The sequence below is a fragment of the Zoogloea sp. genome, assembly GCF_044344315.1.
Lineage (GTDB): Bacteria > Pseudomonadota > Gammaproteobacteria > Burkholderiales > Rhodocyclaceae > Zoogloea.
The window spans coordinates 1-22,424 of the sequence record NZ_JBIJDC010000051.1 but is presented as its reverse complement, the minus strand read 5'-3'; the positions used below and the strand labels follow the sequence as shown (position 1 = coordinate 22,424).

The window sequence follows — 22,424 nt, the reverse complement described above, 5'->3', positions numbered from 1 at the left end:
CCGGAGACGCCCATGACCCACGTCATCTTCTACGAGAAACCCGGATGCGGCGGCAACGCCAAACAGAAGGCCTGGCTCGAATCCGCCGGACACAGCCTGGAAGTCCGCAGCCTGCTGGCCTGGCCGTGGACGGCCGACACCCTGCTGGCCTTCCTCGCCCCGCTGCCGGTGGCCGAGTGGTTCAACCGCGCCGCCCCCCGGGTCAAGTCGGGCGAGGTGGTGCCCGAACAGCTCGACCGGGACAGCGCCCTGGCCCTGCTGCTGGCCGAACCCCTGCTCATCCGCCGCCCCCTGATGGAAGCTGGCGGGCAAAGGCTCGTCGGCTTCGAGCCCAACGCAGTGGCCGCCTGGCTGGACAGCCCCAGCCTGGCCGAACTCGACGGACGGCGCACCGAAGGTTGTGCAGCCAACATCACCGGGAAGAAATGCCCGACCTGATCAGCGCCAAATGCACCGACGGTGGCCGGAGAGACCGTAGGGGCGACTTCAGTCGCCCGCGGACTTTGATCTGCGGCCTGCCGGTGATCAACGCGCGGATGGGCGACTGAAGTCGCCCCTACAATTCGCCCCACAAGTCGCCCCTGAAGGAGAGGCTGCGGGGGGCATCGGACGACGGCTGTCATGTGCGCTGCGTCCGAAACCACCGACAAGCCGATGACCGGAGCCCGTGGGCGAGAGGAGTCACTCTGCCACGAGCTCCGGTGCATTCAGACGAAGCTGAGCAGCTCGATGGTGACCGGCTCTTCACCCATCAGGGTCTGACAGGCCAGACGCGACTTGCTGCTGACGCCCACCAGGGTGTCGAGCTTTTCGTTCTCGAGCTTCTGGATGCGTGGCAGGGTCTTGCGGCCTTCCTGGATGAAGATGTGGCAGCTGCCGCACTGGGCCTTGCCGTCACACTTGTGGGGAATGCTCTCGCCAGCGGCCAGGATGGCGCTGAGCAGCGGGGTGCCGGCGATGACGTCGACGGCCTTGCCGGAGGGTTGAATGGTGAGCTGAGCCATGGAAATTCCTTCTTGCTTGCAGATGAAAAGGTGAAATGACCTTCAGCCCAGGCGGGCCAGAAGAGCGGGAACGAAAGCGTCGAGGGGCAAAGGAATGCGCTCGATACCCTGCTCCGCCAGGAAGCGCGCCTCCATACGGGTCGGCTCGTCGGGAAGCACGGCCCAGTGGCGATCGGACGAACGCTTCATGATCTGGCGGGCAAAGGCGCGGGGCAGCTGGTCGTTGAAGCGACAGCCGACGAACAGGAAGTTGCGGCCCGTGCGCAGGCGCTGCACTTCCACCGGGATCGGGGTCTGGATGTCGATCTCGGTGAGCACTTCGACGTAGTCGGTGTCCGACACCAGGTAGTTGCCGGCCGGGCCGTGGGCCCCGATGGGCTTGTAGAGGATGGTCTTCCACTCCGGGCTGCAGTCGGGTACAGCCGCGCCAGCGGCGTCGTACCAGCCGGTCCAGGTGCCGAAGTGCTCCGACTGGGCCAAGCCCTGGACCTGACCCCAGCTCCCGGTGGGAGCATGGGCCGACAGGGCAGCGGCCATGGCGTCGTCGTACCAGGCATCCACGATCAGCGGAAAGCCGAAACCGGCCAGGGACTCGTGCAGGGGTGCCGGCTTGGGCGCGGCGGCAAAGGCCTCGTTCATCAGGCCGACCAGCGTCTTGCGATGCTTGAAGTTCTCGATGTACTGGGCTGACTGAGTGAGCCGACCACGAATCTTGTGCGGGACGGAGCTCTTCGCCGTGAGCAGGGCGACGAGGGCTTCCGGCGTGGCCGGCACCCCATAGTCAGGTGCCAGGGCGAGAACCCGGGGGCCCAGGTAGGGTACAACGCTGCCGGTGGCCAGCGCCTCGACCAGGCTGGCAGGCAGTCCGTCGGGAAGGATTTCGGAGGAAAGGGTCGTGGGTGCATCAAGGGTGGTTGTCATGGGGATACCTCGGGTGTCTTACAGGTAAATCGCGGCGCCAGCGCCCACGTTGGTACAGGCGTCCTTGAGCGTCTTGACCAGGAATCTCACCTCGTCGGCACCCAGCTGCCCGTAGAAGGGCAGCGCCAGGGAGCGGTCGCCGATGCGTTCAGTGTTCTTCAGGCAGCCGCGCTTGCAGTTGTAGGCTTCGCCCAGGGCCTGATAGGCGAACTGCTGGTGCATGAGGGCGCTGAAGGGCGCGGCTTCGATGAGGTCGGCCTCCAGGTCATCGACGATCTGGGCGCGGGTGCTGGCGCTGAAGCGCGCCCCCAGGTGCACCACGTAGAGCATCCAGTGCACCTCATCCACGTCGGGCCCCAGGTAGGGGGGCTTGATGCCCTCGAAACTCTGCATCTCGTCCCGGTAAAAGGCCTCCACCTGCTTGCGACGGGCCAGGATTTCGTCGATGCGCTCAAGCTGAGCCAGGCCGAGGGCGGCGGTGAGATCGCTCATGCCGCCCTGCAGGGGCACGCGGCTGCCGATGGACACCGAAGTGCGATCGGACAGGCGGTGGGCACGCAGGTAGCGCAGCTCGGTGGCCAGATGGGGGTCATCGGTGAGCACCATGCCGCCCTCGCCACAGCACAGAGCACCGGGCTGGGAGAAGTCGAACACCGACAGATCACCGAAGCTGCCCACGGGCTTGCCCAGATAGCGCGAGCCGATGGCCTCGGTGGAGTCTTCCAGCAGCGCCACCCCGCGGGACTCGGCCAGCTGGCGCAGGGCCTTCCAGGCAGCCGGATGGCCGTTACAGTTGTTACCGATGATGGCCTTGGTTTTAGGCCCGATGCGCTCGGCCGCGGCCGACGCCGAAATGCATCCCGACCAGTAGTCGATCTCGGCAAAGTTGGGGGTTGCGCCGGCGAGCAGGATGGCGTGGGCCGTCTGGTGCCAGCCGTAGCTGCTGGCCACCACTTCGTCCCCCGGCCCGATGCCCAGGGCACGCAGGGCCAGCCACATGCCGATGGTGCCGCTCCCCGTGGCCACGCCATAGGCACGGCCATGGTGGGCGGCGAACTCGGCCTCGAAATCCTCCACCAGCGGCCCGGACGACAGGCGGGAGCTGCGCAGGGCCCGGATCACCCGCTCCAGCTCGCGGCCGCTGACGTCCGGGTCGGTCAGCAGGATCCAGTCCTCGTCGTGATCCACATTGAGGGGCGTGACGGCGGCATCCATGATCAGCTCCTGGCCGCCAGCACGAGACCGGCAGCAGCGGCGGGGTCGGCGGTCATCGACCAGCAATGGCCGTCGCACCCCATGAGGAAGACATTGGCGGATGCCGTCTCGAGGGCCGGGGTTTCCCCCCGCACATCAATGGCGTCCACCACCGTGACACGCAGGCCGCTCCAGCGGGCCCGGGCCTCGGCCGCCAGGGTGGCGATGTCGGGCGCGGTGTTGCCGAGGCTGGCCAGCGTGATGAGGTCATCGGGAGTGAGGGCCATCATTCACCTCCGACCTTGCGCGCCTCGACCGTGATGGGCAGGCGGGTTTCAGCGGCCATCTCGGGCAGGGCCAAGATCCAGCCATTGGCCAGGGTGATGGTGCCGCCCCACAGGCCGGCGTTCTCCTGGGCGACGACGGGCTCTTCCAGATCCTTCTTGGGCACGTAGGCCGACAGGCCCTGGGGGGTGTTGCGCAGCATGACTTTCATGGTGGGGCTCCGGAAGTTGAGTAATGCGGTTCAGATACGGGTCATGCACTTGAGGATTCGGCCAGCAGCGGTGTCAGGGCGGCCTGCAATGTTTCGATGACGCGGGCGATCTCAGCCGGTGTGCTCTCGGCAGACAGGGAGAAGCGCACGGCCGCACGCGCCGCAGGCACGTCTGCCCCCATGGCCAGCAGCACCGGGGAAGGCTCGGTGCCCCCCGAACTGCAGGCCGAGCCGCTGGATACGCAGATACCGGCGCGCGCCAGGCGCTGCAGCACCACCTCCGCATCGAGCAAGCCAAAGGCCATGCAAGCCGTGTTGGGCAGGCGCGGCGCACCGGCGCCGAACACGCGAACGCCCGGCACGGCCTCACCGAGGCCGGCCTCGAGGGCATCGCGCAGGGCGGCCATGCGCGGGGCGTCGGCGAGGGCCGTTTCGGCATGGCGGGCCGCCACGCCAAAGCCGACGATGCCCGGCACGTTCTCGGTGCCGCCCCGGCGCTTGCGCTCCTGGTAGCCGGGCAGCAGGGATTCAAAGGGTGTGCCCTTCTTCACCACCAGCACACCCACCCCTTTGGGGCCGTGCAGCTTGTGGGCCGAGGCCGTGAGAAAGCGCGCACCCAGGCCAGCGAAATCCACCGGGATGCGCCCCGCCGCCTGGGTGGCATCCACATGCACCGGGACGCCCGCCGCGCTCGCCAGCCGCAACACCTCGGCCACCGGCTGGATCACGCCGGTTTCGTTGTTGGCCGCCATCACCGACACCAGAGCCGCGCCGCCCTCAAGCAGGGCCGGCAGGGCATCGGTGAGCACGACACCGCGCGCATCCACCGGCAGACGCAGAAGCTCCACGCCCTGCCCGGCCAGCGCCTTGGCCACATGCACCAGCCCGGAATGCTCCACCGCCGACAACACCACCCGGCGCGGCGCCCCCGGGACGGCCAGGGCCGCGTGCAGGGCCATGGCGTTGGCCTCGGTGGCGCTGGACGTAAACACCAGCTCCGCCGGCTGGGCACCCAGCAGCCGGGCGACGGCGGCGCGGGCTTCGGTCACCCTGCTGCGGGCCTGCTCGCCGGCCGCATGCTTGGACGAGGGGTTGCCCCAGCTCTGGGTCAGGGCCTCGTGCATGGCTGCCACGACGGCGGGCAGAGGGCGGGTGGTGGCGTTGTTGTCCAGGTAGATCATGGGCGGTTGACCTGTGGGCTGATGGCGCCGATGGACTGCCGTTTCAGAAGGGCACTCCGGTGTTTGGCGTGACGTTGGCCGGGTCTCGCCCCGGCGGGCGACCTTCTTTCTTGTTGCACGACAAGAAAGAAGGCAAAGAAGCGTGCCCCGCTGTCGCGCCCCCTGCGGGGGTGCCCTCCTTCCGGGCCCGTCAGGCGGGGTCTGCGCAAACTCGTCGGCTGCGCCTCCTCAAACATGCGCAGCCCTTTTTCCGCCTGCCGAACCCTCCAGTCGGCGCGCCAGAGGGGACCTGAAATGCGGGTGATCGACGGCCGGCACCTCTCCCCTTGTGGGGTCGAATTCATTCGACCCGGGCGCTTCCCTCCCGCCACCCCATCCGATATCAGTAAAGGCACGGTGCCCGGTAATCGCCCGTTCCGCCCCGCTGAGCAGCGGAGCAACAGGCGGGGTCCTCCGGCGCGGCTGTCTGAGCCCGAAGGGCGAGTTCCGCGCCGGCCGCCTGTTGCGAGCAGCGCAAGGGAGTCATTCGCGCCAGCGAATGACCGGGGTGGCCGGGTCGCTTTCTTGCGTCCATCTTTGGCGACCCAAAGAAGGACGTCGCCCGCCGGGGCGAACTCCCGGCCAACGTAACGCGGCAATCGGGAAAGCCCCCGGGCACCCGCCTCAAGGGCAAAACGATCTGCCTTGAAGCCGAAGCCAACGTGCTTCATCGCCCCCTCCTCATGGCCAGAACACCCGATGGGCATCATCCACCACCAGGGCCAGCAACTCTTCGACGCGCGCCGCGCTGGCCTGCCAGATCCAGCGCCCGGCGGCGTGATCGCGGGCATACAGGCGCCACACGTCGGGCTCGGGGTGTTCCAGGCGGGCGATGTCGATGACGCCCCCGTCGGGGTCCACATTGCGGGAGCAGCACGGGCTGCTGATCTGCCAGCCATCGTCTTGCCAGCGCACCTCCGGCTGCACGTAGCGATAGCGGCTGCGGCCTTCAAGCTCGCGCAGGATGCGCCGGCGGACGAGTTCGCCGGGCCCGGTGATGCTGGCTTGGCGGATCATCGGGCGGCCTCCGCGGCGGGCGACGCTCAGGCCGCCGCCAGCTCCTCTTCGAGGCAGCCCACCACACGGCCGCTGCGGCCTTCGGCGGCGCCGAACTCGACGATGTACACCGGGACGTTGGCCTCTTCGTGGTGGCCGATCTGCACCACCTCGCCGGTCGTTCCGAGGGCCACGATGAGCTCGTTCTCGGGCACTTCCGGGTGGCTGCCGTCGTTGAACAGGTCGGTGGCGGCAGTGACCTGCTGGCCCCACTGGTATTTCGGTTCGCGCGGTTCAAGCATGGCCTTACTCCTTGATGTGGGCGAGCTGCGCCACCTTGTCGCCGCCAAGGGCTTCGGCGACATGGGGCGGCAGCTTGTCGAGGGACACGATTTCACGGGCACGCATGCCAACCTTGTGGCCGGTGGAAACAAACTCGACGGCATAGATGTAAAACTGCTGCAGGAAGGTGCCCACCGAGGTGACGTAACCCACGTCCCCCTTGTTCACCAGCACTTCCCCCACATCCTTGCCCGGGTAGGTGCCGTCGTTGCGCACCTTGTAGCGGCTCACGACCCGTTCGCCGAAGTCGAACTGGGGTGGGCCTTCAAGCTCGATGACGTCGCTGTCGCGGGAGATATCACCCATGGCGGGCCTCCGATTCAAGGGTGGTCAGACGGACACGGGCCGCGTCACGGACTTCGGCCTCATCGTCCAGGAGCAGGCGCTGGGCCAGGGCCCGATCGGCGTATTGGGCGACCTCCCAGCGCACCTCCCAGGCTGGGTCGTCCGCCATGTCAGGCAAGAGGCCAACCGGCAGGCGATGAACCACCGCACGCCGCACGGCCACCTCCGGGTCGTTACGCAGCGCCAGCAAGGCCGGCACCTGCAGGCGCCCGGTCACGGCCAGGCGGACTTCCTGATCGGGGTCGGCGGCCATGCGCGGCAAGAGCGGCAGCGGCAGGCGCTGGGCCACCAGCTTGCGCACGAAGTAGTCCGGGTCATTCACCATCTCCACCAGCATGCTGGCGTCGAGGCGCTGGGCGACCCGGATGCGTACCTCCCGGTCGGGGTCGTTGCGCAGCTCTGCCAGCAGGCGCTGGGGCAGGCGCAAGGCCACATGCAGGCGCACGGTCTCGTCCGGGTCGTGCATCAACCCGACCAGGCGGAACACGTCGGCCGAGCGCGACGCCACGGCGCGCACCTCGAAATACGGGTGTTCCAGGTAATCGTTGGCCAAGCCGGGATTCCAGCGGAAAAACCGGTCAATGCGCTTGGCGTAGCGATCAAACACGCAGGAGAAGGCCAGCTGGCACTTACCCTCGGCAAGCAGCCCCTGATTGACGCAGCTATCGCAGTCGAGGTTGCGTCCGAGCCAGTCCACGCTGGGCGGCTCGTTCGGCACCCAACCGGTGACGGTATCCCCGGTGGCCGTGTTCATGGCGCGGCCTCCAGGGGTTCGTCGTAATCCACGTCCCGCCCCGCGCGGGCCAGCACGGCGCCGAGCACCCGGTGACCAAGGCTGTCGGTCGGGTCGAGCTGTTCGAGCAGGGCCAGCACGGCCGCGCCCTCCTCCGCCTCGCCAAGGCGCAGGCTAAGGTAGGCGTAGCCTTTCAGGGCAAACAGGTAGAAGCGTGGGGCCACTGCGTGGGCGCGCAGTTCGGCCAGGCGGCCCGGGCCCCACTCCACCAGGGGTTGAACCTGGCGCCAATCGGCCGGCAGCCCCAGCTGAGCGGCGGCCAGGGCAATGGCCTCAACCGCGACGACCCGTGCTTCGGAAAGGCGGTTGGCGTAAAAATGAAAACGATAGTGGGCGATCAGCGGCGCGGGGTGCTCCGGGGCCAGAGCGCGGGCGCGCAGCAGCATCTCCAGCGCCCCCTCGTCACCGATGCCGGCGCGGCCGGCCTTGTCGATCAGCGCTTCGACAGCGGGCGTCAGCCCGGCCCCGAGGACGGCGTCCTCGAAGCCGGGGGTGGCACCGGGCGATCCGCTGGTCGGCATGCTCGTCTCCGCCTCAGCTGCGTCGGATGGCGCCGATGTCCACCTTCACCACACCCGGCGGCGGAGCGCTGGTGCTGCTGGATGAGCAGCCACAGGCGCCGGCGTTGGGGTTGAAGAAGGTCAGACCACTGGCGGTCGGCGTGTCGGAGAAGTCGATGGTCACGCCATCCAGCATCAGCCGCGATTCGGCCGGCAGGAAGAGCTTGAGATCACCAACCGACAGCACCTCGTCACCGGCCAGGGGCGCGCCCTCGACGGTGAACTCGGAGCTGTAGCCCGAGCAGCCGCCTGCACTCACCGTGAGGCGAAAACCGGCACCGTCGCCCTGCCCCGCAAAACGCACCATGCGGCGCATGAATTTTTCGGCAGCCGGATTCACAGTCACATTGGGCAGCATGATCAGGCTCTCACGATGCAGCCATCGACCGGGCACACCGCCACGCACTGGGGCGTGTCGAAGTGGCCCTCGCACTCGGTGCACTTGGCCGGGTCGATGATGAAGACGCCGCTCTTTTCGCGGATGGCGTCGTTGGGGCATTCCGGGTCGCAAGCGGAGCAGCCGGAGCAGGTGGAACCGATGATTTTGTAGGCCATGATGGTCTCCTTGCGGTGGTGGGTACGAAAGAAGGGGTAGGAAGAATCGGGGGTCAGGCCGCCATCACGGCGCCCTGGCGGATGCGTGCATCGCCGCGCTCCTGATGGACGATGGCGCCGCTGGCAACGCGGGTGCAGTAGTCGGCAAACCAGGTCAGCGCGGCCTTCTCGATAAACTCGTGGGCGTATTCCTCGACCGGCTCGATGCCGGCGGCCTTCAGTTCATCGCGGGGGCAGGCGCCGATCTTGGAGACCAGCACGGCGTGGCAGTCATTGATGGCATTGACGATGGAGGGCAGTTGCTCGTCCTCGCCATAGCCGCCCTGGCAGTACAGATCCACCCGGCGGTGGCCGACGAACAGGGCTTCCTTGCGGCTGACTTCAAAGATCTGGAACTCGGTGGCGTGGCCAAAGTGCTGGTTCACCCGGCCCTGGCCTTCGGTGGCCACGGCCACCAGCACCTTGAGGTCTTCCTGGCCGGCGATCAGGCTGGCGTCCAGGGCATCGGCCAGGGCGTCCACCTTGGCCTGGTGCTGGGCCTGGCGCTCGGCCTCGACCTTCTCCTGGTAGGCACGACGCTTGTCGATGTCATAGACGATGTCCATCTCCTCGATCTTGTCGAGGGTGAATTCTTCGCTACGGTCTTCGCCGAGCAGGCCCACCGCGTCGGCGCGGCACTGGCGGCAGTGGCGCATCAGGTTGGCGCCGCCCATGCAGGCGTCCTGCACGGCCTTCAGCTCCTGGGCGGTGGGGCCGCGCTGGCCGGTGAGGCCGAAGTGGGTGCCGTGCTCGGCCTCGCTGATCAGCGGCATGATGTTGTGCAGGAAGGCACCGCGCTTCTTGACTTCGCGATTCACCTCGATCAGGTGCTCGTCGTTGATGCCGGGGATCAGCACCGAGTTGATCTTGGTGAGCACGCCGCGGGCGGTGAGCATCTCCAGGCCCTTCATCTGCTGTTCGTGCAGGATGCGCGCGGCCTCGACGCCGGTAACCCGCTGGTGGTTCCAGAAGATCCACGGGTAGATCTTGGCGCCGATCTCCGGGTCCACCATGTTGATGGTGATGGTCACGTGATCGATGTTGTGCTTGCAGATCTCGTCCACCATTTCCGGCAGGGCCAGACCATTGGTGGAAAGACACAGCTTGATGTCGGGCGCTTTCTCGGTGAGCTGGCGCATGGTGTCGAAGGTCTTCTTCGGATTGGCCAGCGCGTCGCCGGGGCCGGCGATGCCGAGCACGGTCATCTGGGGAATCTCGCTGGCCACGGCCAGCACCTTCTTCACGGCCTGGTCGGGCGTCAGCTTCTGGCTGACCACGCCGGGGCGGCTTTCGTTGCTGCAGTCATATTTGCGATTGCAGTAGTTACACTGGATGTTGCAGGCCGGCGCCACCGCCACGTGCATGCGGGCAAAGTGGTGGTGGGCTTCTTCCGAGTAACAGGGGTGGTTCTTGACCTTGTCCCAGATCTCGGACGGCATGTCGTCGGGGCCACCCGACGAACCACAGCTGGACTTGCCGGCTCCGCCGGAGCTGGAACAGCCCCCGGCGGATTCACTGGCGACGGGCTCGGCCAGTGCGTTGCGATTGGCTTTCAGGTCACCAAGGCTAATGTAGGCGCTTTGCATGGGGGCGGCTCCTTGTCTCTGTTCGGGGGGACGTATAGGTCTCGTTTGAGAGACTGATAGCCAGATCCATGCCAGCCGATATTCCTGTTTAATATCATTGGCTTGCTGAATTTACGGAAAATTGTCGAATGTCGCGGTCGAGACAATCGGCGGCATCCTGCGGGGGGCATGTCGGGCTTGCGACAAAGCGGACAGGGCCTGACAGCACCGAGCCTCCGAGGCGGTTTACACGTATGCCGCAGTGGTCAGCCGGTAGGGCATAATCCGTCCACCCTCTTCGGCCTCATCGGCCCTGACCCGGGTGGACGCCGTGCTCCGCAACCCCTCCCTCAGCCACCGTCTCTGGCTTGTCCTGCTGCTGACCCTGGCACCGCTGGCCGCGCTGGTTATCCACGACTACCGCGTGGAACGGGAGAGAGCCGTCGCCGACATCGAACAGCGCGCCCTCACCATGGTGCGCAGCGCGCGCATCGAAGAGGCCGCCGCCCGGCGCCAGGTGAAGCAGCTGCTGTCCACCATGGCCCACGCCAACGACCTGAAAGATCTGGACACCGACGCCTGCAACGGGATCGCCGAGCGCCTGACCCGGTCGATCAGCGACATCACCATCATCGGGGCCGCCACCGCAGACGGAAACGTCTTCTGCAGCTCCCGCCCCATCACCACGCCCATCAACGTGAGCGAACGAAACTGGTTTCTCAACGCCAGGACGTCAGCCGATCTCAGCGCAGGGCAATTCCTCACCGGCAAAATCACGGGCAAGCCGGGGATCACTTTTGGCTATCCGGTACGGGACGCCAATGGCACGTTTCGGGCAGCCGTATTTGCATCCACGGACATCACCTGGTTCGACCGCCTGACCGCCAGCTACATCCTGCCTGCGGGATGGACCTCCGTCCTGTTCTCCACAGACGGAGACGTTATCTCCCGCTATCCGGAGCCGGAACGCTGGCGAGGCATCGCGCTGCCGGAGGAGAGCCGCAGCCGGCTGATCGCGGCCCTGCAGGCCGGGGAGCGACGTATCCTGATGCGCGGCCTCGACAACGTCGAACGCCTCTTCATCATGGAACCCGTAGAACTGGCCAGCGGCGCGCTCTACGTCAGCGTGGGCGCCCCCATCGGCAAGGTCCTGCACGAGATCGACGAAGGCCTGTGGCTGCGCATCGGGCTTCTGGCCTGTATCGCGCTGGTGTCCCTGCTCCTGGCCCGCTACGTTCTCCACCATCTGGTCGAGAACTGGATTGCCCGCGTCACGGATGCCTCCGTCAAGGTGAGCAGCGGCGAGCTGAACGTCCGTCTTCCCATCAGCAGGCTGCCCCCCGAACTGGCCCGACTGAACGAGGGCTTCAACACCATGGTGGCCGAACTGCGCCGCCGCGCCGACCAGGAGGATGCAGACCGGCTGGCCCTGGCCGCCCTCAACCAGGATCTCGAAGCCCGGATGGCCGCCATCACCAAGAGCGAGAACCGGTACCGCAGCTTCTTCGAGAACAGCAGCTCGGTGATGTTGATTGTGGACCCCGCGGACGGGGCCATCATCGATGCCAACCAGGCCGCTGCAGGCTATTACGGCTGGACACAGGAACAGCTGCGGACAATGAACATCACCCAGATCAATACCCTCAGCATTGGGGAGATCCGGGACGTCATGCTGCGGGCCCGCAGCACCCAGCGCGACCACTTTCTATTCGATCACCGCCGGGCCGACGGGTCGATCCGCCATGTGGAGTGCTTCAGCGGCCCCATCGATATCGGCGAGCGCCAGCTGCTCTACTCCATCGTCCATGACATCACCGAACGCCTCCAGGCAGAAGCCGAGCTGCGCAAACTCTCCATGGCCATCGAGCAGAGCCCCGAGAGCATCGTCATCACCAACCTCGCGGGTGAAATCGAGTACGTGAACGATGCCTTCCTGCGCTCTACCGGCTACACCCGGGACGAGGTGAAGGGACAGAATCCGCGCATCCTGCGATCCGGGCACACGCCGGACACCCTCTACGCCCAGCTGTGGGCAACCCTCAAGGCGGGCAAGAGCTGGAAGGGTGAATTTTCCAACCGCCGCAAGGATGGCAGCGAGTACATCGAGTTTGCCGTGATCAGCCCGGTGTATGGCCCTGACGGTCGGGTCACCCACTATGTGGCCGTCAAGGAGGACATCACCGAGAAGAAGCGCCTGGCCCGGGAACTGGATCAGCACCGGGAGCACCTGGAGGAGCTCGTCGCCTCCCGCACCGAGGAGCTCATGCACGCCAAGACCCAGGCCGAGGCGGCCAACCGGGCCAAGAGCGCCTTCCTGGCCAACATGAGCCACGAGATCCGCACGCCGATGAACGCCATCCTCGGCATCTGCCACCTGATGCAGCACAACACCGGACGCAGCCCGGAAGATGCAGACTACCTGCACAAGATCGACGCGTCGGCCCGGCATCTGATGACCATCATCAATGACATCCTCGACCTGTCCAAGATCGAGTCCGGACACCTTGAACTGGAAACCGTCAATTTCCCCGTCGTAGCGGTGCTCGACCAGGTCCATTCGATGATCGCCGAAGCGGCGCGAGCCAAGGATCTGACGGTGGAAGCCTCTTGTGAGGGTGAGCCCCTGTGGGTCCGGGGCGATGTCACACGGGTACGCCAGGCCCTCCTCAACCTGGCCAGCAATGCCGTCAAGTTCACCCCGTCGGGCGCTGTCCGCCTGCACGCCCGCATTCTCGACACTCAGGCAAGGACCCTGACCGTCCGCTTCGAGGTCAGTGACACAGGCATCGGCCTGAGCCAGGAAGCCCAGGCCAGCCTGTTCCAAAGCTTCGTCCAAGCCGACGTGTCCACAACCCGGCGCTTCGGTGGCACCGGGCTGGGCCTGGCGATCACCCGGCGCCTGGCCCGGCTGATGGGTGGCGAGGCCGGCGTTGAAAGCGAGACCGGCCGGGGCAGCACCTTCTGGTTCACGGTGGTTTTCGAACCCGGCGCCGAAGGCACCCTCGCGCCTGCCGGGCTGCCGGAACTGGCCGAGGCCACGACGCAACTGCGCCGCCATGGCGACAGCGTGCGCCTGCTGGTGGTCGACGACGACAGCATCAACCGGGAAGTGGCCGTGCAGCTCCTCGACGCCGTGGGCCTGCGGGCCGAAACCGCGGTGGATGGCCTGGATGCACTGGACAAGGTTCGGAATGCCCACTTCGACCTGGTCTTCATGGACATGCAGATGCCCCGACTGGATGGCGTGGAAGCCACTCGCCTGATCCGCCAACACGCAGATCAGCACAAGCTGCCCGTCATCGCCATGACGGCCAACGCCTTCTCCGAAGACCGGGCCCGCTGCCTCGCAGCCGGCATGGTGGACTTCATCACCAAGCCGGTCGATCCCGCCACCCTCTATGCCGTGCTGCTCAAGTGGCTGCCGCCCCCGGCTGCGGCCAGCATCGTCGTGCCCCCCCACCCGCACCCCCTACCCGCCAACACCGTACCGAGCGCAGACACTGCACTCATTGCCCGGTTGGCACCCCACCCAGAGGTGGACACACGCTTCGCCCTGGCAAATCTTGGCGGGCGCACGGCCCTGTATGTGCGCCTGCTCAAGCAGTTCCTGAACACCAGCGCTGATGCGATGACACGCTTCCGGGCCCATCTGGCCGCCGGCGACATGGCCTCTGCACGGCTCGTTGCCCACTCACTCAAGGGAACCAGCGCCACCCTGGGCATGCAGGCACTCCGTTACAGCGCAGCAGCCCTGGAAACCGCGCTGATCGACGGCGCCGACAACACCACCCTCGAAACCCGGGCCGCCGAGGCGGAAACACTCCTGGCCAGTATGCTGGCAATACTGCGTACAACCCTGACCGAGCCTTCGGTCTAAGCGCAGCGACCCTTCATCGGTATGTCGACGACCTGACGTGAGAAGGTCGAATGAACCTGCTTTCCGCAGTTTGACGCGTCGTCTGACGGTCGATACGGTCTCTCCTGCAGGCGCGACTTGTGGGGCGACTTCAAGCCCCCGGGGCCAGCTCGACGCGATTTCGGCCGTTATCCTTGGCCCGGTAGAGGGCGGAGTCAGCGCTGGCCATCAGGGCATTGAGGTCGATGGCGCGTCCTGCGGCAGAGGCTACGCCCGCGCTGACCGTCACCGGAGGCCGCTGGCCGGCCATGTCGTGGAGCACCGCAAGCCGCACCTTCTCCGCTACCAGGGACATCTGCTCGGCGCTGGTGTTGGGGGCAATCACGATGAACTCCTCGCCGCCCCAGCGGCACACCAGGTCGGACCCCCGTACCGCGCCCTTCACGGCCTGCCCCACCTGCTGGAGCACCCGGTCGCCGGCCAGGTGACCGAAGACATCATTGATGGCCTTGAAATTGTCGATGTCGATGAAGGCCAGACCGAGAGGCAGGCCAAGACGCTGACACAGCTCACTCTGGGACTTGAGGAAGGTCGTACCCTGGTGACGATTGGCCAGGCCGGTCAGCGTATCGCTGGAGGCCAGCGCCTGCAGTTGCAGCTCCATCTGCTTGCGGGTGCTGATGTCCTGCACCATGCCCACCACTCGGACGGGCTGGCCGTCCGGTCCATACTCGCAGACACGGCCGCGATCGTGCACCCAGATGTAATGGCCATTGCGATTGCGGATACGGTACTCGGCCTCGTAGCGGGAGCGCTTGCCCTGCAGGTGCTCCTGGAGCACGGCCATCACGACCGGCACATCATCGGGATGCACGTTGTCGCTCCAGGTCTCCAGCACCGGCGCCATCTCGTCGGGGCCGTAACCGAGCATACGCTTGAGCTGCGGGCTGAAGAACAGCACCCCGGTGGGCACCTCCCAGTCCCACAGACCATCACTGGCCTCATTGAGGGCGAACCACAGCTGCTTCTCCCGATGGGGCGCGTTGGTATCCTGGGCGACCCGACGCGTGATGTCCCGGGCCACCGACAGAAAATAACTACGGCCATCGAGTTCGAAGTGGGTGGTATTGATCTCCACCGCAACCTCGTGCCCCTGCTGGTGGCGGTGCCGGCCGATGAAGCGAAAGCAGTCGGTGCTACGGATGGCCGCGGCGATCTCCGACCATTGGGGCAGGCCGTGCACATCCATCTGCAGGCTCAGCACACTCTGATCAAGCACGTCCTCGCGGGTCAGACCCAGGCTTTCCCAGGCCTTCCGGTTGCACCACACGATGCGGGATGAATCGGGATCGATGAGATAGACCGCGTCCGCCAATTGATCGAAAAGCACCTCTGCAACTGGCAGACAGGCCCCGATATACGGCGGCAGATGTTCAGCTTTTGACATGGACGGAGCGGCAGCGTTAGATGATGCGCATATCGGGCTTCCGAGTATATAAGGACTCCAGCATCTGCACGAAACTCAAATTAACAACAAAACAAATCCCCGGCTACGAGGCCCTGCGGCTCAGAAGCGCCGCACCTCGATGTCGAACTTCTGTAGCGCGTAGCCCATCTGCCGCGGAGTGATGTTGAGCAGCCGCGCCGCCTTGGCCTGCACCCAGCCGCTGCGCTCCATGGCCCAGATGAGGCGTTCCTTTTCACCCTCGGGCATGTCCTCGCCAAACAGGCGTTCGGGGGCAGCACTGCGGTGGGGGATCTCGGAGACCGGTACCGAGATCTCGATGGGACCTGCCTGGGCGCGCACCGGCGCCACCGCGTCGTCCTTGTCCACGTGGTGCAGGGTCTGGGTCAGACAGCGATTGGTCTGGCAGGGAAAGTGCAGTTCGCTGATGGACTCGCCCCGGGCCATGGTGGCGGTGCGCTCGATGCAGTTCTCCAGCTCGCGCACATTGCCCGGCCAGTAGCAATTGACCAGCACATTGAGGGCCTCCGGTGTCACGCGCAGGTCGCGTCCGTTGTCCTTGTTGTAGCGCTCGATAAAGTAGGCGATCAGCGGCGGGATGTCGTCGCGGCGCTCACGCAGGGGCGGCAGGAACAGACTGACCACGTTGATGCGGTAGTAGAGGTCGGCACGGAACTCACCGGCGGCCACCATTTTTTCCAGGTTGCGATTGGTGGCACACACCAGGCGCACGTCCACCTTGATCGATCGGTTGCCCCCCACCCGTTCGAACTCCCGTTCCTGCAGCACGCGCAGCAGCTTGGCCTGGAAGGCCGGGGAGATGTCACCGATCTCGTCGAGGAAGAGCGTGCCCTTGTCGGCCATCTCGAAGCGCCCCTTGCGCTCGCCGACAGCCCCCGTGAAGCTGCCCTTCTCATGGCCGAAGAGTTCGGACTCGAGCAGGCTCTCGCTGAGGGCGGCGCAGTTGACCTTGATAAAGGGGCCCTCCTTGCGCGGCGACAGGGTGTGCAGGGCCCGGGCAATGACTTCCTTGCCGGTGCCGCTTTCACCGCGCAACAACACCGTCGAACGGGACGGCCCGGCCTGGTGCACCTCGGCAAAGACGTCCTGCATGCGCTTCGATACGCCAATCACGTTATCCAGCCGGAAACGCCCCTTCAGCTCCTGACGCAGACGCCGGGTCTCGCTGATCAGCTGGTTGCGCTCCGCCAGCACCGTGCGCTGCAGGGCCAGGGCCTGACCCACCAGGCTGGCCGCCATGGTGAGCAGGCGCACATCCTCGTTGAAGCCCCCACCCGCCCGTTCGCTGACCCGGTCGATGGTGATCACCCCGACCACCGCCTTGGCCACCCGGATGGGCATGCCCACTAGGGCAATGCGCTCCCCGTCCACATGGTCGATGGCACCGGTGCGATTGAGGAAAAAGGGCTCTGACGCGAGGTCGTGAACCACCGCGGGCATGCCGCTGGAAAACACCTTGCCTATCACCCCCTCACCGGGAAGGTAGTGACCGGCGTCGTACTCCTCCGGGGTCAGGCCGACGGCCGCCAACAAATGCAGCTCCTCATCCTCGGTGTCGACAATGATCATGCAGCGCCGATAGCCCATGTTGTTGGCCAGCACGTTCAGCGCTTCACGACAGGTCTTGGCCACATCCAGGCTGGAGGTGAGGATCTTGCTGATCTCGTAGATGGTGGCGAGCTCGGTCTGAGCCCGCATATGCAGTACCGCGTTCATGGCGAGCCTCCTGATAAAACGCCGGGCAAGGTGCCGGCTTGGGTCGCGGAAAAAAAGGGGCGCCGCGAAGGGATATGGGGATGAACCCAAGCAAGGCTTATACCTACACACCGTAGGGACATTGCCCGCGCGCCGTCGGGCGGAGAGCCTTGATCTACGGCACTGCACAAAAAATCAAGGCTACCAATACCTTGCAGGCGCTCCTCTGCGACGCCTTTTTCGCGCCCCGTTGGAGCGCATCACGCCCTGCCGTGGTGCCCCGGCCGGCCCCGCCTCGCAATGTCGGTCCGAGCCTGTGAGGAAGGCGACAAATCCGACAAAGCCATCGACCGAATCGCAATTTCGCCCTGAGCAAAACAAAACATTCCTTTAAATTCATACACCTGCACAACACCACCGGGCATGGCACCGAAGTTGCTGAAGTCCCCGCAAAAGCCCCCAGCGGAGAACAAGGCCCATGACGACCCAACCGATCTATCTCGATTACGCTGCGACCACCCCGGTGGACCCCCGGGTGGCCGCCAAGATGATTCCCTACCTGACCGAGCTTTTCGGCAACCCCGCCAGCCGTTCCCACGCCTACGGCTGGGCCGCCGAGGAAGCGGTTGAAATTGCCCGCGAACAGGTGGCCACCCTGATCGGCGCCGACCCCAAGGAAATCGTGTGGACCTCCGGCGCCACCGAATCCAACAACCTGGCCATCAAGGGCGCAGCCCGTTTCTACGCGGCCTCCCGCGGCAAGCACCTGATCACCCCCAAGACCGAGCACAAGTCGGTGCTCGACACCTGCCGCGAGCTGGAGCGGGAAGGTTTCAGCGTCACCTATCTGGACGTGGAGCCCAACGGCCTGATTGATCTGGACAAACTCGCCGCCGCCATGCGCCCGGACACGGTGCTGGTGTCCACCATGTACGTGAATAACGAGATCGGCGTGATCCAGGACGTGGCCGCCATCGGCGCCCTGTGCCGGGCCAAGGGCGTGATCTACCACGTGGATGCGGCCCAGGCGGCCGGCAAGGTGGAGATCGACCTGGAGAAGACGCCCATCGACCTGCTCTCCCTGTCCGCCCACAAGACCTACGGCCCCAAGGGCATCGGCGCCCTGTACGTGCGGCGCAAGCCCCGCGTGCGCCTGGAGGCCCTGATCCACGGCGGCGGCCATGAGCGTGGCCTGCGCTCCGGCACCCTGCCCACCCACCAGATCGTCGGCATGGGCGAGGCCTACGCCATCGCCCGCGCTGGCATGGCCGCCGAGAACGAGCGCATCCGCTGGCTGCGCGATCGCCTGTGGGCCGGCCTGTCCACCATGGACGAGGTCTACCTCAACGGCGACCTGGACGCCCGCGTGCCCCACAACCTCAACGTCAGCTTCAACTACGTCGAGGGCGAATCCCTGCTGATGGGCATCAAGCAGCTGGCGGTGTCGTCCGGTTCGGCCTGCACCTCGGCCAGCCTGGAACCCTCCTACGTGCTGCGCGCCCTCGGCCGCAACGACGAACTGGCCCACAGCTCGATCCGCTTCTCCATCGGCCGCTTCACCACCGAAGCCGAGGTGGACACCACCATCGCCCTCCTTGGCGAAGCGGTTGCCAAGCTGCGCGAACTCTCCCCCCTGTGGGAGATGGTGCGCGAGGGCATCGACCTCGAAAGCATCCAGTGGGCCGCCCACTGATCCCCGCAACCCGACAGAGCCCCCCGGAGAACCATCATGGCCTATAGCGAAAAAGTCATCGAACACTACGAGAACCCCCGCAACGTCGGCGCCTTCGGCAAGGACGACGAGGACGTGGGCACCGGCATGGTCGGCGCCCCCGCCTGCGGCGACGTGATGCGCCTGCAGATCAAGGTGTCCGCCGAGGGCGTCATCGAGGACGCCAAGTTCAAGACCTACGGCTGCGGCTCGGCCATCGCCTCCAGCTCCCTGGTCACCGAATGGGTGAAGGGCAAGACCCTCAGCCAGGCCCTCGAGATCAAGAACACCGAGATCGCCGAAGAGCTGGCCCTGCCCCCGGTCAAGATCCACTGCTCGATCCTCGCCGAGGATGCCATCAAGGCCGCCGTTGCCGACTACCGTTCCAAGCACGGCAGCAGCACCGAAACCGAAACCCCGATCTGCGCCCCCGTCGCCCCCTGAGGAGTCACGCCATGAACACCCCCGTTACCGAAATGCCCGCCCCCGTCGTCTTTACCCAGGCTGCTGCCGGCAAGGTTGCCGAGCTCATCGCCGAAGAGGGCAACACCGAACTGAAGCTTCGCGTGTATGTGAGCGGCGGCGGCTGCTCCGGCTTCCAGTACGGCTTCTCCTTCGACGAAGTGGCCAACGAAGACGACCTGCGCATCGAGCAGGCCGGCGTCACCCTGCTCATCGACTCCATGAGCACCCAGTATCTGATGGGCGCCGAGATCGACTACGAGGACAGCCTCGAAGGCTCGCGCTTCGTCATCCGCAACCCCAACGCCACCAGCACCTGTGGCTGCGGCAGCTCCTTCTCCGTGTGAGGTACACGCCATGAGCATCACCGTTACCGAGAAGGCCGCCCGTCACATCCAGAAAACCCTCGACAAGCGCGGCAAAGGCGTCGGCCTGCGCCTCGCCGTCAAGACCAGCGGCTGCTCAGGCATGGCCTACGCCCTGGAGTTTGCCGACGAGAGCCAGCCCGAAGACCTGATCTTCGAAAGCGGCGGCGTCAAGCTGCTGGTGGACCCGCGCAGCCTGCCCTACCTGGAAGGCACCGAGCTGGACTTCGTACGCGAAGGGCTCAACGAAGGCTTCAAGTTCAACAACCCCAATTCCAAGGCCGAATGCGGCTGTGGCGAGAGTTTCGCCGTCTGACCTCGTAAAGGGAGAACCATCATGGCGCTGCTGCAAATCGCCGAGCCGGGGCTGGCTGCAGCCCCTCACCAGCACCGCCTGGCCGTCGGCATCGACCTCGGCACCACCAACTCCCTCGTCGCCACCGTGGCCAGTGGCATGGCCAAGGCCCTGGCCGACGAAGCCGGCGACACCCTGCTGCCCTCGGTAGTCCACTACGGCGAAACGGAGAGGGTTGTCGGCCGCGAGGCCCGTGCCGGCCAGGCCGACGACCCCCTCAACACCATCGCCTCGGTGAAGCGCCTGATGGGCCGCGCCCTGGCCGACGCCGATGCGGGCATGCGCAGCCACTACCTGCTCAGCGACGGCCCCGGCATGGTCGGCATCGAAACCCGCGCCGGCCGCAAGACCCCGGTGGAAGTCTCCGCCGACATCCTGCGCTGCCTGCGCGAGCGGGCCGAAGCCAGCCTGGGTGGCGAGCTCACCGGCGCGGTGATCACCGTGCCCGCCTATTTCGACGACGCCCAGCGCCAGGCCACCAAGGACGCCGCCCGCCTGGCCGGCCTCAACGTGCTGCGCCTGCTCAACGAACCTACCGCCGCGGCCATCGCCTACGGCCTCGACAACGCCGCCGAAGGCATCTACGCCGTCTACGACCTGGGCGGCGGCACCTTCGACATCTCCATCCTCAAGCTCACCCGGGGCGTGTTCGAAGTGCTCGCCACCAACGGTGACCCGGCCCTCGGCGGCGACGACTTCGACCATCTGCTGGCCGACTGGCTGAAGGCCCAGGCCAGCCTGCCCGACGACCTGCCGGTGGAAGACCGCCGGCGCCTGTTGGCCCTGGCCCGCAGCGTCAAGGAAAGCCTGTCCGGGCTGGAGCTCACCGTCGCCACCTGCAGCTTCAGCAACAACGTGTCGATCCAGGTGCCGGTCAGCCGGACGACCTTCAGCGAGCTCACCGCCGACCTGGTGGCCCGCAGCCTGCGCCCGGTGCGCAAGGCTCTGCGCGATGCCAATCTTGGCGCCGAAGACATCAAGGGCGTGGTCATGGTCGGCGGCTCCACCCGCATGCCCCACGTCCAGGCCGCCGTCGAAAAGCTCTTCGGCACAGCCCCGCTCAACAACCTCGACCCGGACCAGGTCGTGGCCCTCGGCGCCGCCATGCAGGCCGACGTGCTGGCCGGCAACCGCAAGTCCGGCGCCGAGGCCGACTGGCTGCTGCTGGACGTGTGCCCCCTGTCCCTCGGCCTCGAGACCATGGGCGGACTGGTGGAGAAGATCGTGCCGCGCAACAGCACCATCCCCACCGCCCGCGCCCAGGACTTCACCACCTACAAGGACGGCCAGACCGCCATGAGCGTGCACGTGGTGCAAGGCGAGCGCGAGATCGTCTCCGAATGCCGCTCCCTGGCCCGCTTCACCCTGCGCGGCATTCCGCCCATGGTGGCCGGCGCCGCACGCATCCGTGTCACCTTCCAGATCGATGCCGACGGCCTGCTGTCGGTCACCGCCCGGGAGCAGGCCAGTGGTGTCGAAGCCCACGTGGAGGTCAAACCCTCCTACGGCCTCGGCGACGGTGAAGTGGCACGCATGCTGCTGGACGCCTACGGCACTGGCGAGATCGACGCCGCCACGCGCATGCTGCGCGAAGCCCAGGTGGAAGCCCGGCGCCTCATCGATGCCACCGAGGCCGCCCTCGCCACCGACGGCGCCGCGCTCCTCGCCCCGCCCGAACGGGACCTGGTGCAGAAAGCCATCTTTGCCCTGGCCGAACTGCTCGAAACCGACGAAGGCGACACGCGCAAGATCCGCGCCGCCACCGACGCCCTCAACGCCGCCAGCGCCGACTTTGCGGGGCGCCGCATGGACGCCAGCATCAAACGGGCCCTCGCCGGCCGCAGCCTGGAGACCCTGTGATGAGCACCGTCCGCGTTCTGCCCCATCCCCATCTGTGCCCCGACGGCGTCAACTTCGAGTCAAAGCCGGGCCAGACCCTGTGCGACGCCCTGCTGGCCAACGGCGTGCCCCTCGAACATGCCTGCGAGAAGGTGGCCGCCTGCGCCACCTGCCACGTCTACATCCGCCAGGGCAGCGCCAGCGTGCCCCCCAGCACCGACCTGGAAGAAGACCAGCTCGATTCCGCCTGGGCCCTCCAGGCCGACTCCCGCCTGGCCTGCTGCGTCAAGCTCGGCGACGGCGACCTCCTCATCGAAATCCCCAAACACTCCCGCAACCACGCCCGGGAACACGGCTGAGCAACATCCACCCCAGGAGGGCACAAAGCGCCCCCCCCCACACATTGCTGCCCCTCCCCACGTGGGCGTGCGGTGGCAGGGTGTCCCTCATCCACATGCAATGGCTCTGTGCCTAAGTGAACACAAAGAGTATGCCGTGATTGGCCGCCATGCTGCGGCGCCGCATCAGGCCCACCATGCTGTTGTTGCCGGCCGAAAACTGACCATCTATCAGGGTGAATTCCGGCTGAAATTTGACCAGGGTTTTTAACCTCCCTGCCTCTTTT

The 22,424-nt window shown here is 66.2% G+C and carries 24 protein-coding genes; 8 read left to right on the top strand and 16 right to left on the bottom strand.

What is annotated here, in order from left to right; all coding sequences use genetic code 11:
- The first annotated feature begins 12 nt into the window (after nt 1-12).
- Nucleotides 13-438 carry an ArsC/Spx/MgsR family protein gene (locus tag ACIQ09_RS12380; protein ID WP_398310013.1) on the top strand — a complete coding sequence of 142 codons (426 nt, stop codon included), beginning with the start codon at nt 13-15 and terminating at the stop codon, nt 436-438.
- 269 nt (nt 439-707) lie between these two features.
- Here the strand turns inward: ACIQ09_RS12380 and ACIQ09_RS12375 are convergent, their stop codons facing one another.
- From ACIQ09_RS12375 to nifB, 14 genes are all read right to left on the bottom strand, one after another.
- The gene (locus ACIQ09_RS12375; RefSeq protein WP_398310010.1) at nt 708-1,004 is read right to left on the bottom strand and encodes a 2Fe-2S iron-sulfur cluster-binding protein; all 297 of its coding nucleotides are present in this window, start codon (nt 1,002-1,004) and stop codon (nt 708-710) included.
- Between the two features lie 42 nt (nt 1,005-1,046).
- Nucleotides 1,047-1,925, bottom strand: coding sequence for an SIR2 family protein (locus tag ACIQ09_RS12370; protein WP_398310007.1), 879 nt, complete (start codon nt 1,923-1,925; stop codon nt 1,047-1,049).
- Nucleotides 1,926-1,943: 18 nt separating this feature from the next.
- Complete coding sequence (locus tag ACIQ09_RS12365; RefSeq protein ID WP_398310004.1) at nt 1,944-3,140, bottom strand: DegT/DnrJ/EryC1/StrS family aminotransferase; 1,197 nt, start codon at nt 3,138-3,140, stop codon at nt 1,944-1,946.
- A gap of 2 nt (nt 3,141-3,142) precedes the next feature.
- Nucleotides 3,143-3,406, bottom strand: a complete 264-nt coding sequence (locus tag ACIQ09_RS12360) for a hypothetical protein (protein ID WP_398310001.1) — start codon at nt 3,404-3,406, stop codon at nt 3,143-3,145.
- A complete protein-coding gene (nifT, locus tag ACIQ09_RS12355) occupies nt 3,406-3,615 on the bottom strand; it encodes a putative nitrogen fixation protein NifT (protein WP_296401860.1) in 210 nt (69 codons plus the stop codon). The genes ACIQ09_RS12360 and nifT overlap by 1 nt, the downstream gene beginning before the upstream one ends.
- Before the next feature lie 41 nt (nt 3,616-3,656).
- Nucleotides 3,657-4,796 carry a cysteine desulfurase family protein gene (locus ACIQ09_RS12350; protein ID WP_398309997.1) on the bottom strand — a complete coding sequence of 380 codons (1,140 nt, stop codon included), beginning with the start codon at nt 4,794-4,796 and terminating at the stop codon, nt 3,657-3,659.
- A 720-nt stretch (nt 4,797-5,516) separates the two neighbouring features.
- Nucleotides 5,517-5,852: a DUF3024 domain-containing protein gene (locus ACIQ09_RS12345; RefSeq protein WP_398309994.1), complete on the bottom strand. Its 336-nt coding sequence runs from the start codon at nt 5,850-5,852 to the stop codon at nt 5,517-5,519.
- A gap of 26 nt (nt 5,853-5,878) precedes the next feature.
- Nucleotides 5,879-6,133: a nitrogen fixation protein NifZ gene (locus ACIQ09_RS12340; RefSeq protein WP_398309992.1), complete on the bottom strand. Its 255-nt coding sequence runs from the start codon at nt 6,131-6,133 to the stop codon at nt 5,879-5,881.
- A gap of 4 nt (nt 6,134-6,137) precedes the next feature.
- On the bottom strand, nt 6,138-6,479 hold the full coding sequence (locus tag ACIQ09_RS12335) for a nitrogen fixation protein NifZ (protein ID WP_296401856.1): 342 nt from the start codon (nt 6,477-6,479) through the stop codon (nt 6,138-6,140).
- Nucleotides 6,472-7,272 carry a 4Fe4S-binding leucine-rich repeat protein gene (locus tag ACIQ09_RS12330; protein ID WP_398309988.1) on the bottom strand — a complete coding sequence of 267 codons (801 nt, stop codon included), beginning with the start codon at nt 7,270-7,272 and terminating at the stop codon, nt 6,472-6,474. The genes ACIQ09_RS12335 and ACIQ09_RS12330 overlap by 8 nt, the downstream gene beginning before the upstream one ends.
- Nucleotides 7,269-7,832 carry a hypothetical protein gene (locus ACIQ09_RS12325; RefSeq protein ID WP_398309985.1) on the bottom strand — a complete coding sequence of 188 codons (564 nt, stop codon included), beginning with the start codon at nt 7,830-7,832 and terminating at the stop codon, nt 7,269-7,271. Before ACIQ09_RS12325 ends, ACIQ09_RS12330 begins: the two co-directional genes overlap by 4 nt.
- 13 nt (nt 7,833-7,845) lie before the next feature.
- Nucleotides 7,846-8,229 (bottom strand): HesB/IscA family protein, encoded by a 384-nt coding sequence (locus ACIQ09_RS12320; RefSeq protein ID WP_398309982.1) that lies wholly within the window; start codon nt 8,227-8,229, stop codon nt 7,846-7,848.
- A 2-nt stretch (nt 8,230-8,231) separates the two neighbouring features.
- The gene (locus ACIQ09_RS12315) at nt 8,232-8,426 is read right to left on the bottom strand and encodes a 4Fe-4S dicluster domain-containing protein (protein WP_169145535.1); all 195 of its coding nucleotides are present in this window, start codon (nt 8,424-8,426) and stop codon (nt 8,232-8,234) included.
- A gap of 53 nt (nt 8,427-8,479) precedes the next feature.
- Nucleotides 8,480-10,051, bottom strand: a complete 1,572-nt coding sequence (gene nifB, locus ACIQ09_RS12310; protein WP_398309979.1) for a nitrogenase cofactor biosynthesis protein NifB — start codon at nt 10,049-10,051, stop codon at nt 8,480-8,482.
- 310 nt (nt 10,052-10,361) lie between these two features.
- On the opposite strand from nifB, the gene ACIQ09_RS12305 reads away from it, so the two are divergent.
- Nucleotides 10,362-13,907 (top strand): PAS domain S-box protein, encoded by a 3,546-nt coding sequence (locus ACIQ09_RS12305; protein WP_398309976.1) that lies wholly within the window; start codon nt 10,362-10,364, stop codon nt 13,905-13,907.
- A gap of 130 nt (nt 13,908-14,037) precedes the next feature.
- Here the strand turns inward: ACIQ09_RS12305 and ACIQ09_RS12300 are convergent, their stop codons facing one another.
- Both ACIQ09_RS12300 and nifA read right to left on the bottom strand, forming a co-directional pair.
- Complete coding sequence (locus ACIQ09_RS12300) at nt 14,038-15,333, bottom strand: diguanylate cyclase (RefSeq protein WP_398309973.1); 1,296 nt, start codon at nt 15,331-15,333, stop codon at nt 14,038-14,040.
- Between the two features lie 120 nt (nt 15,334-15,453).
- Entirely contained in the window at nt 15,454-17,088 is a 1,635-nt protein-coding gene (gene nifA, locus ACIQ09_RS12295; protein ID WP_398309970.1) for a nif-specific transcriptional activator NifA, read from the bottom strand.
- Nucleotides 17,089-17,545: 457 nt separating this feature from the next.
- Here nifA and ACIQ09_RS12290 point away from each other — a divergent pair, with 457 nt between their 5' ends.
- The 6 genes from ACIQ09_RS12290 to fdx are packed head-to-tail and all read left to right on the top strand — an operon-like array spanning nt 17,546 to nt 22,158.
- A complete protein-coding gene (locus ACIQ09_RS12290; RefSeq protein WP_398309967.1) occupies nt 17,546-18,760 on the top strand; it encodes an IscS subfamily cysteine desulfurase in 1,215 nt (404 codons plus the stop codon).
- A 36-nt stretch (nt 18,761-18,796) separates the two neighbouring features.
- Nucleotides 18,797-19,222, top strand: a complete 426-nt coding sequence (iscU, locus tag ACIQ09_RS12285) for a Fe-S cluster assembly scaffold IscU (RefSeq protein WP_398309964.1) — start codon at nt 18,797-18,799, stop codon at nt 19,220-19,222.
- Nucleotides 19,223-19,233: 11 nt separating this feature from the next.
- The gene (erpA, locus tag ACIQ09_RS12280; RefSeq protein ID WP_398309961.1) at nt 19,234-19,587 is read left to right on the top strand and encodes an iron-sulfur cluster insertion protein ErpA; all 354 of its coding nucleotides are present in this window, start codon (nt 19,234-19,236) and stop codon (nt 19,585-19,587) included.
- 10 nt (nt 19,588-19,597) lie between these two features.
- Entirely contained in the window at nt 19,598-19,921 is a 324-nt protein-coding gene (gene iscA / locus ACIQ09_RS12275) for an iron-sulfur cluster assembly protein IscA (RefSeq protein ID WP_398309958.1), read from the top strand.
- A gap of 21 nt (nt 19,922-19,942) precedes the next feature.
- Nucleotides 19,943-21,820, top strand: a complete 1,878-nt coding sequence (gene hscA / locus ACIQ09_RS12270) for a Fe-S protein assembly chaperone HscA (protein WP_398309955.1) — start codon at nt 19,943-19,945, stop codon at nt 21,818-21,820.
- Complete coding sequence (gene fdx / locus ACIQ09_RS12265; RefSeq protein WP_398309952.1) at nt 21,820-22,158, top strand: ISC system 2Fe-2S type ferredoxin; 339 nt, start codon at nt 21,820-21,822, stop codon at nt 22,156-22,158. Before hscA ends, fdx begins: the two co-directional genes overlap by 1 nt.
- The last annotated feature ends 266 nt before the right edge of the window (nt 22,159-22,424 follow it).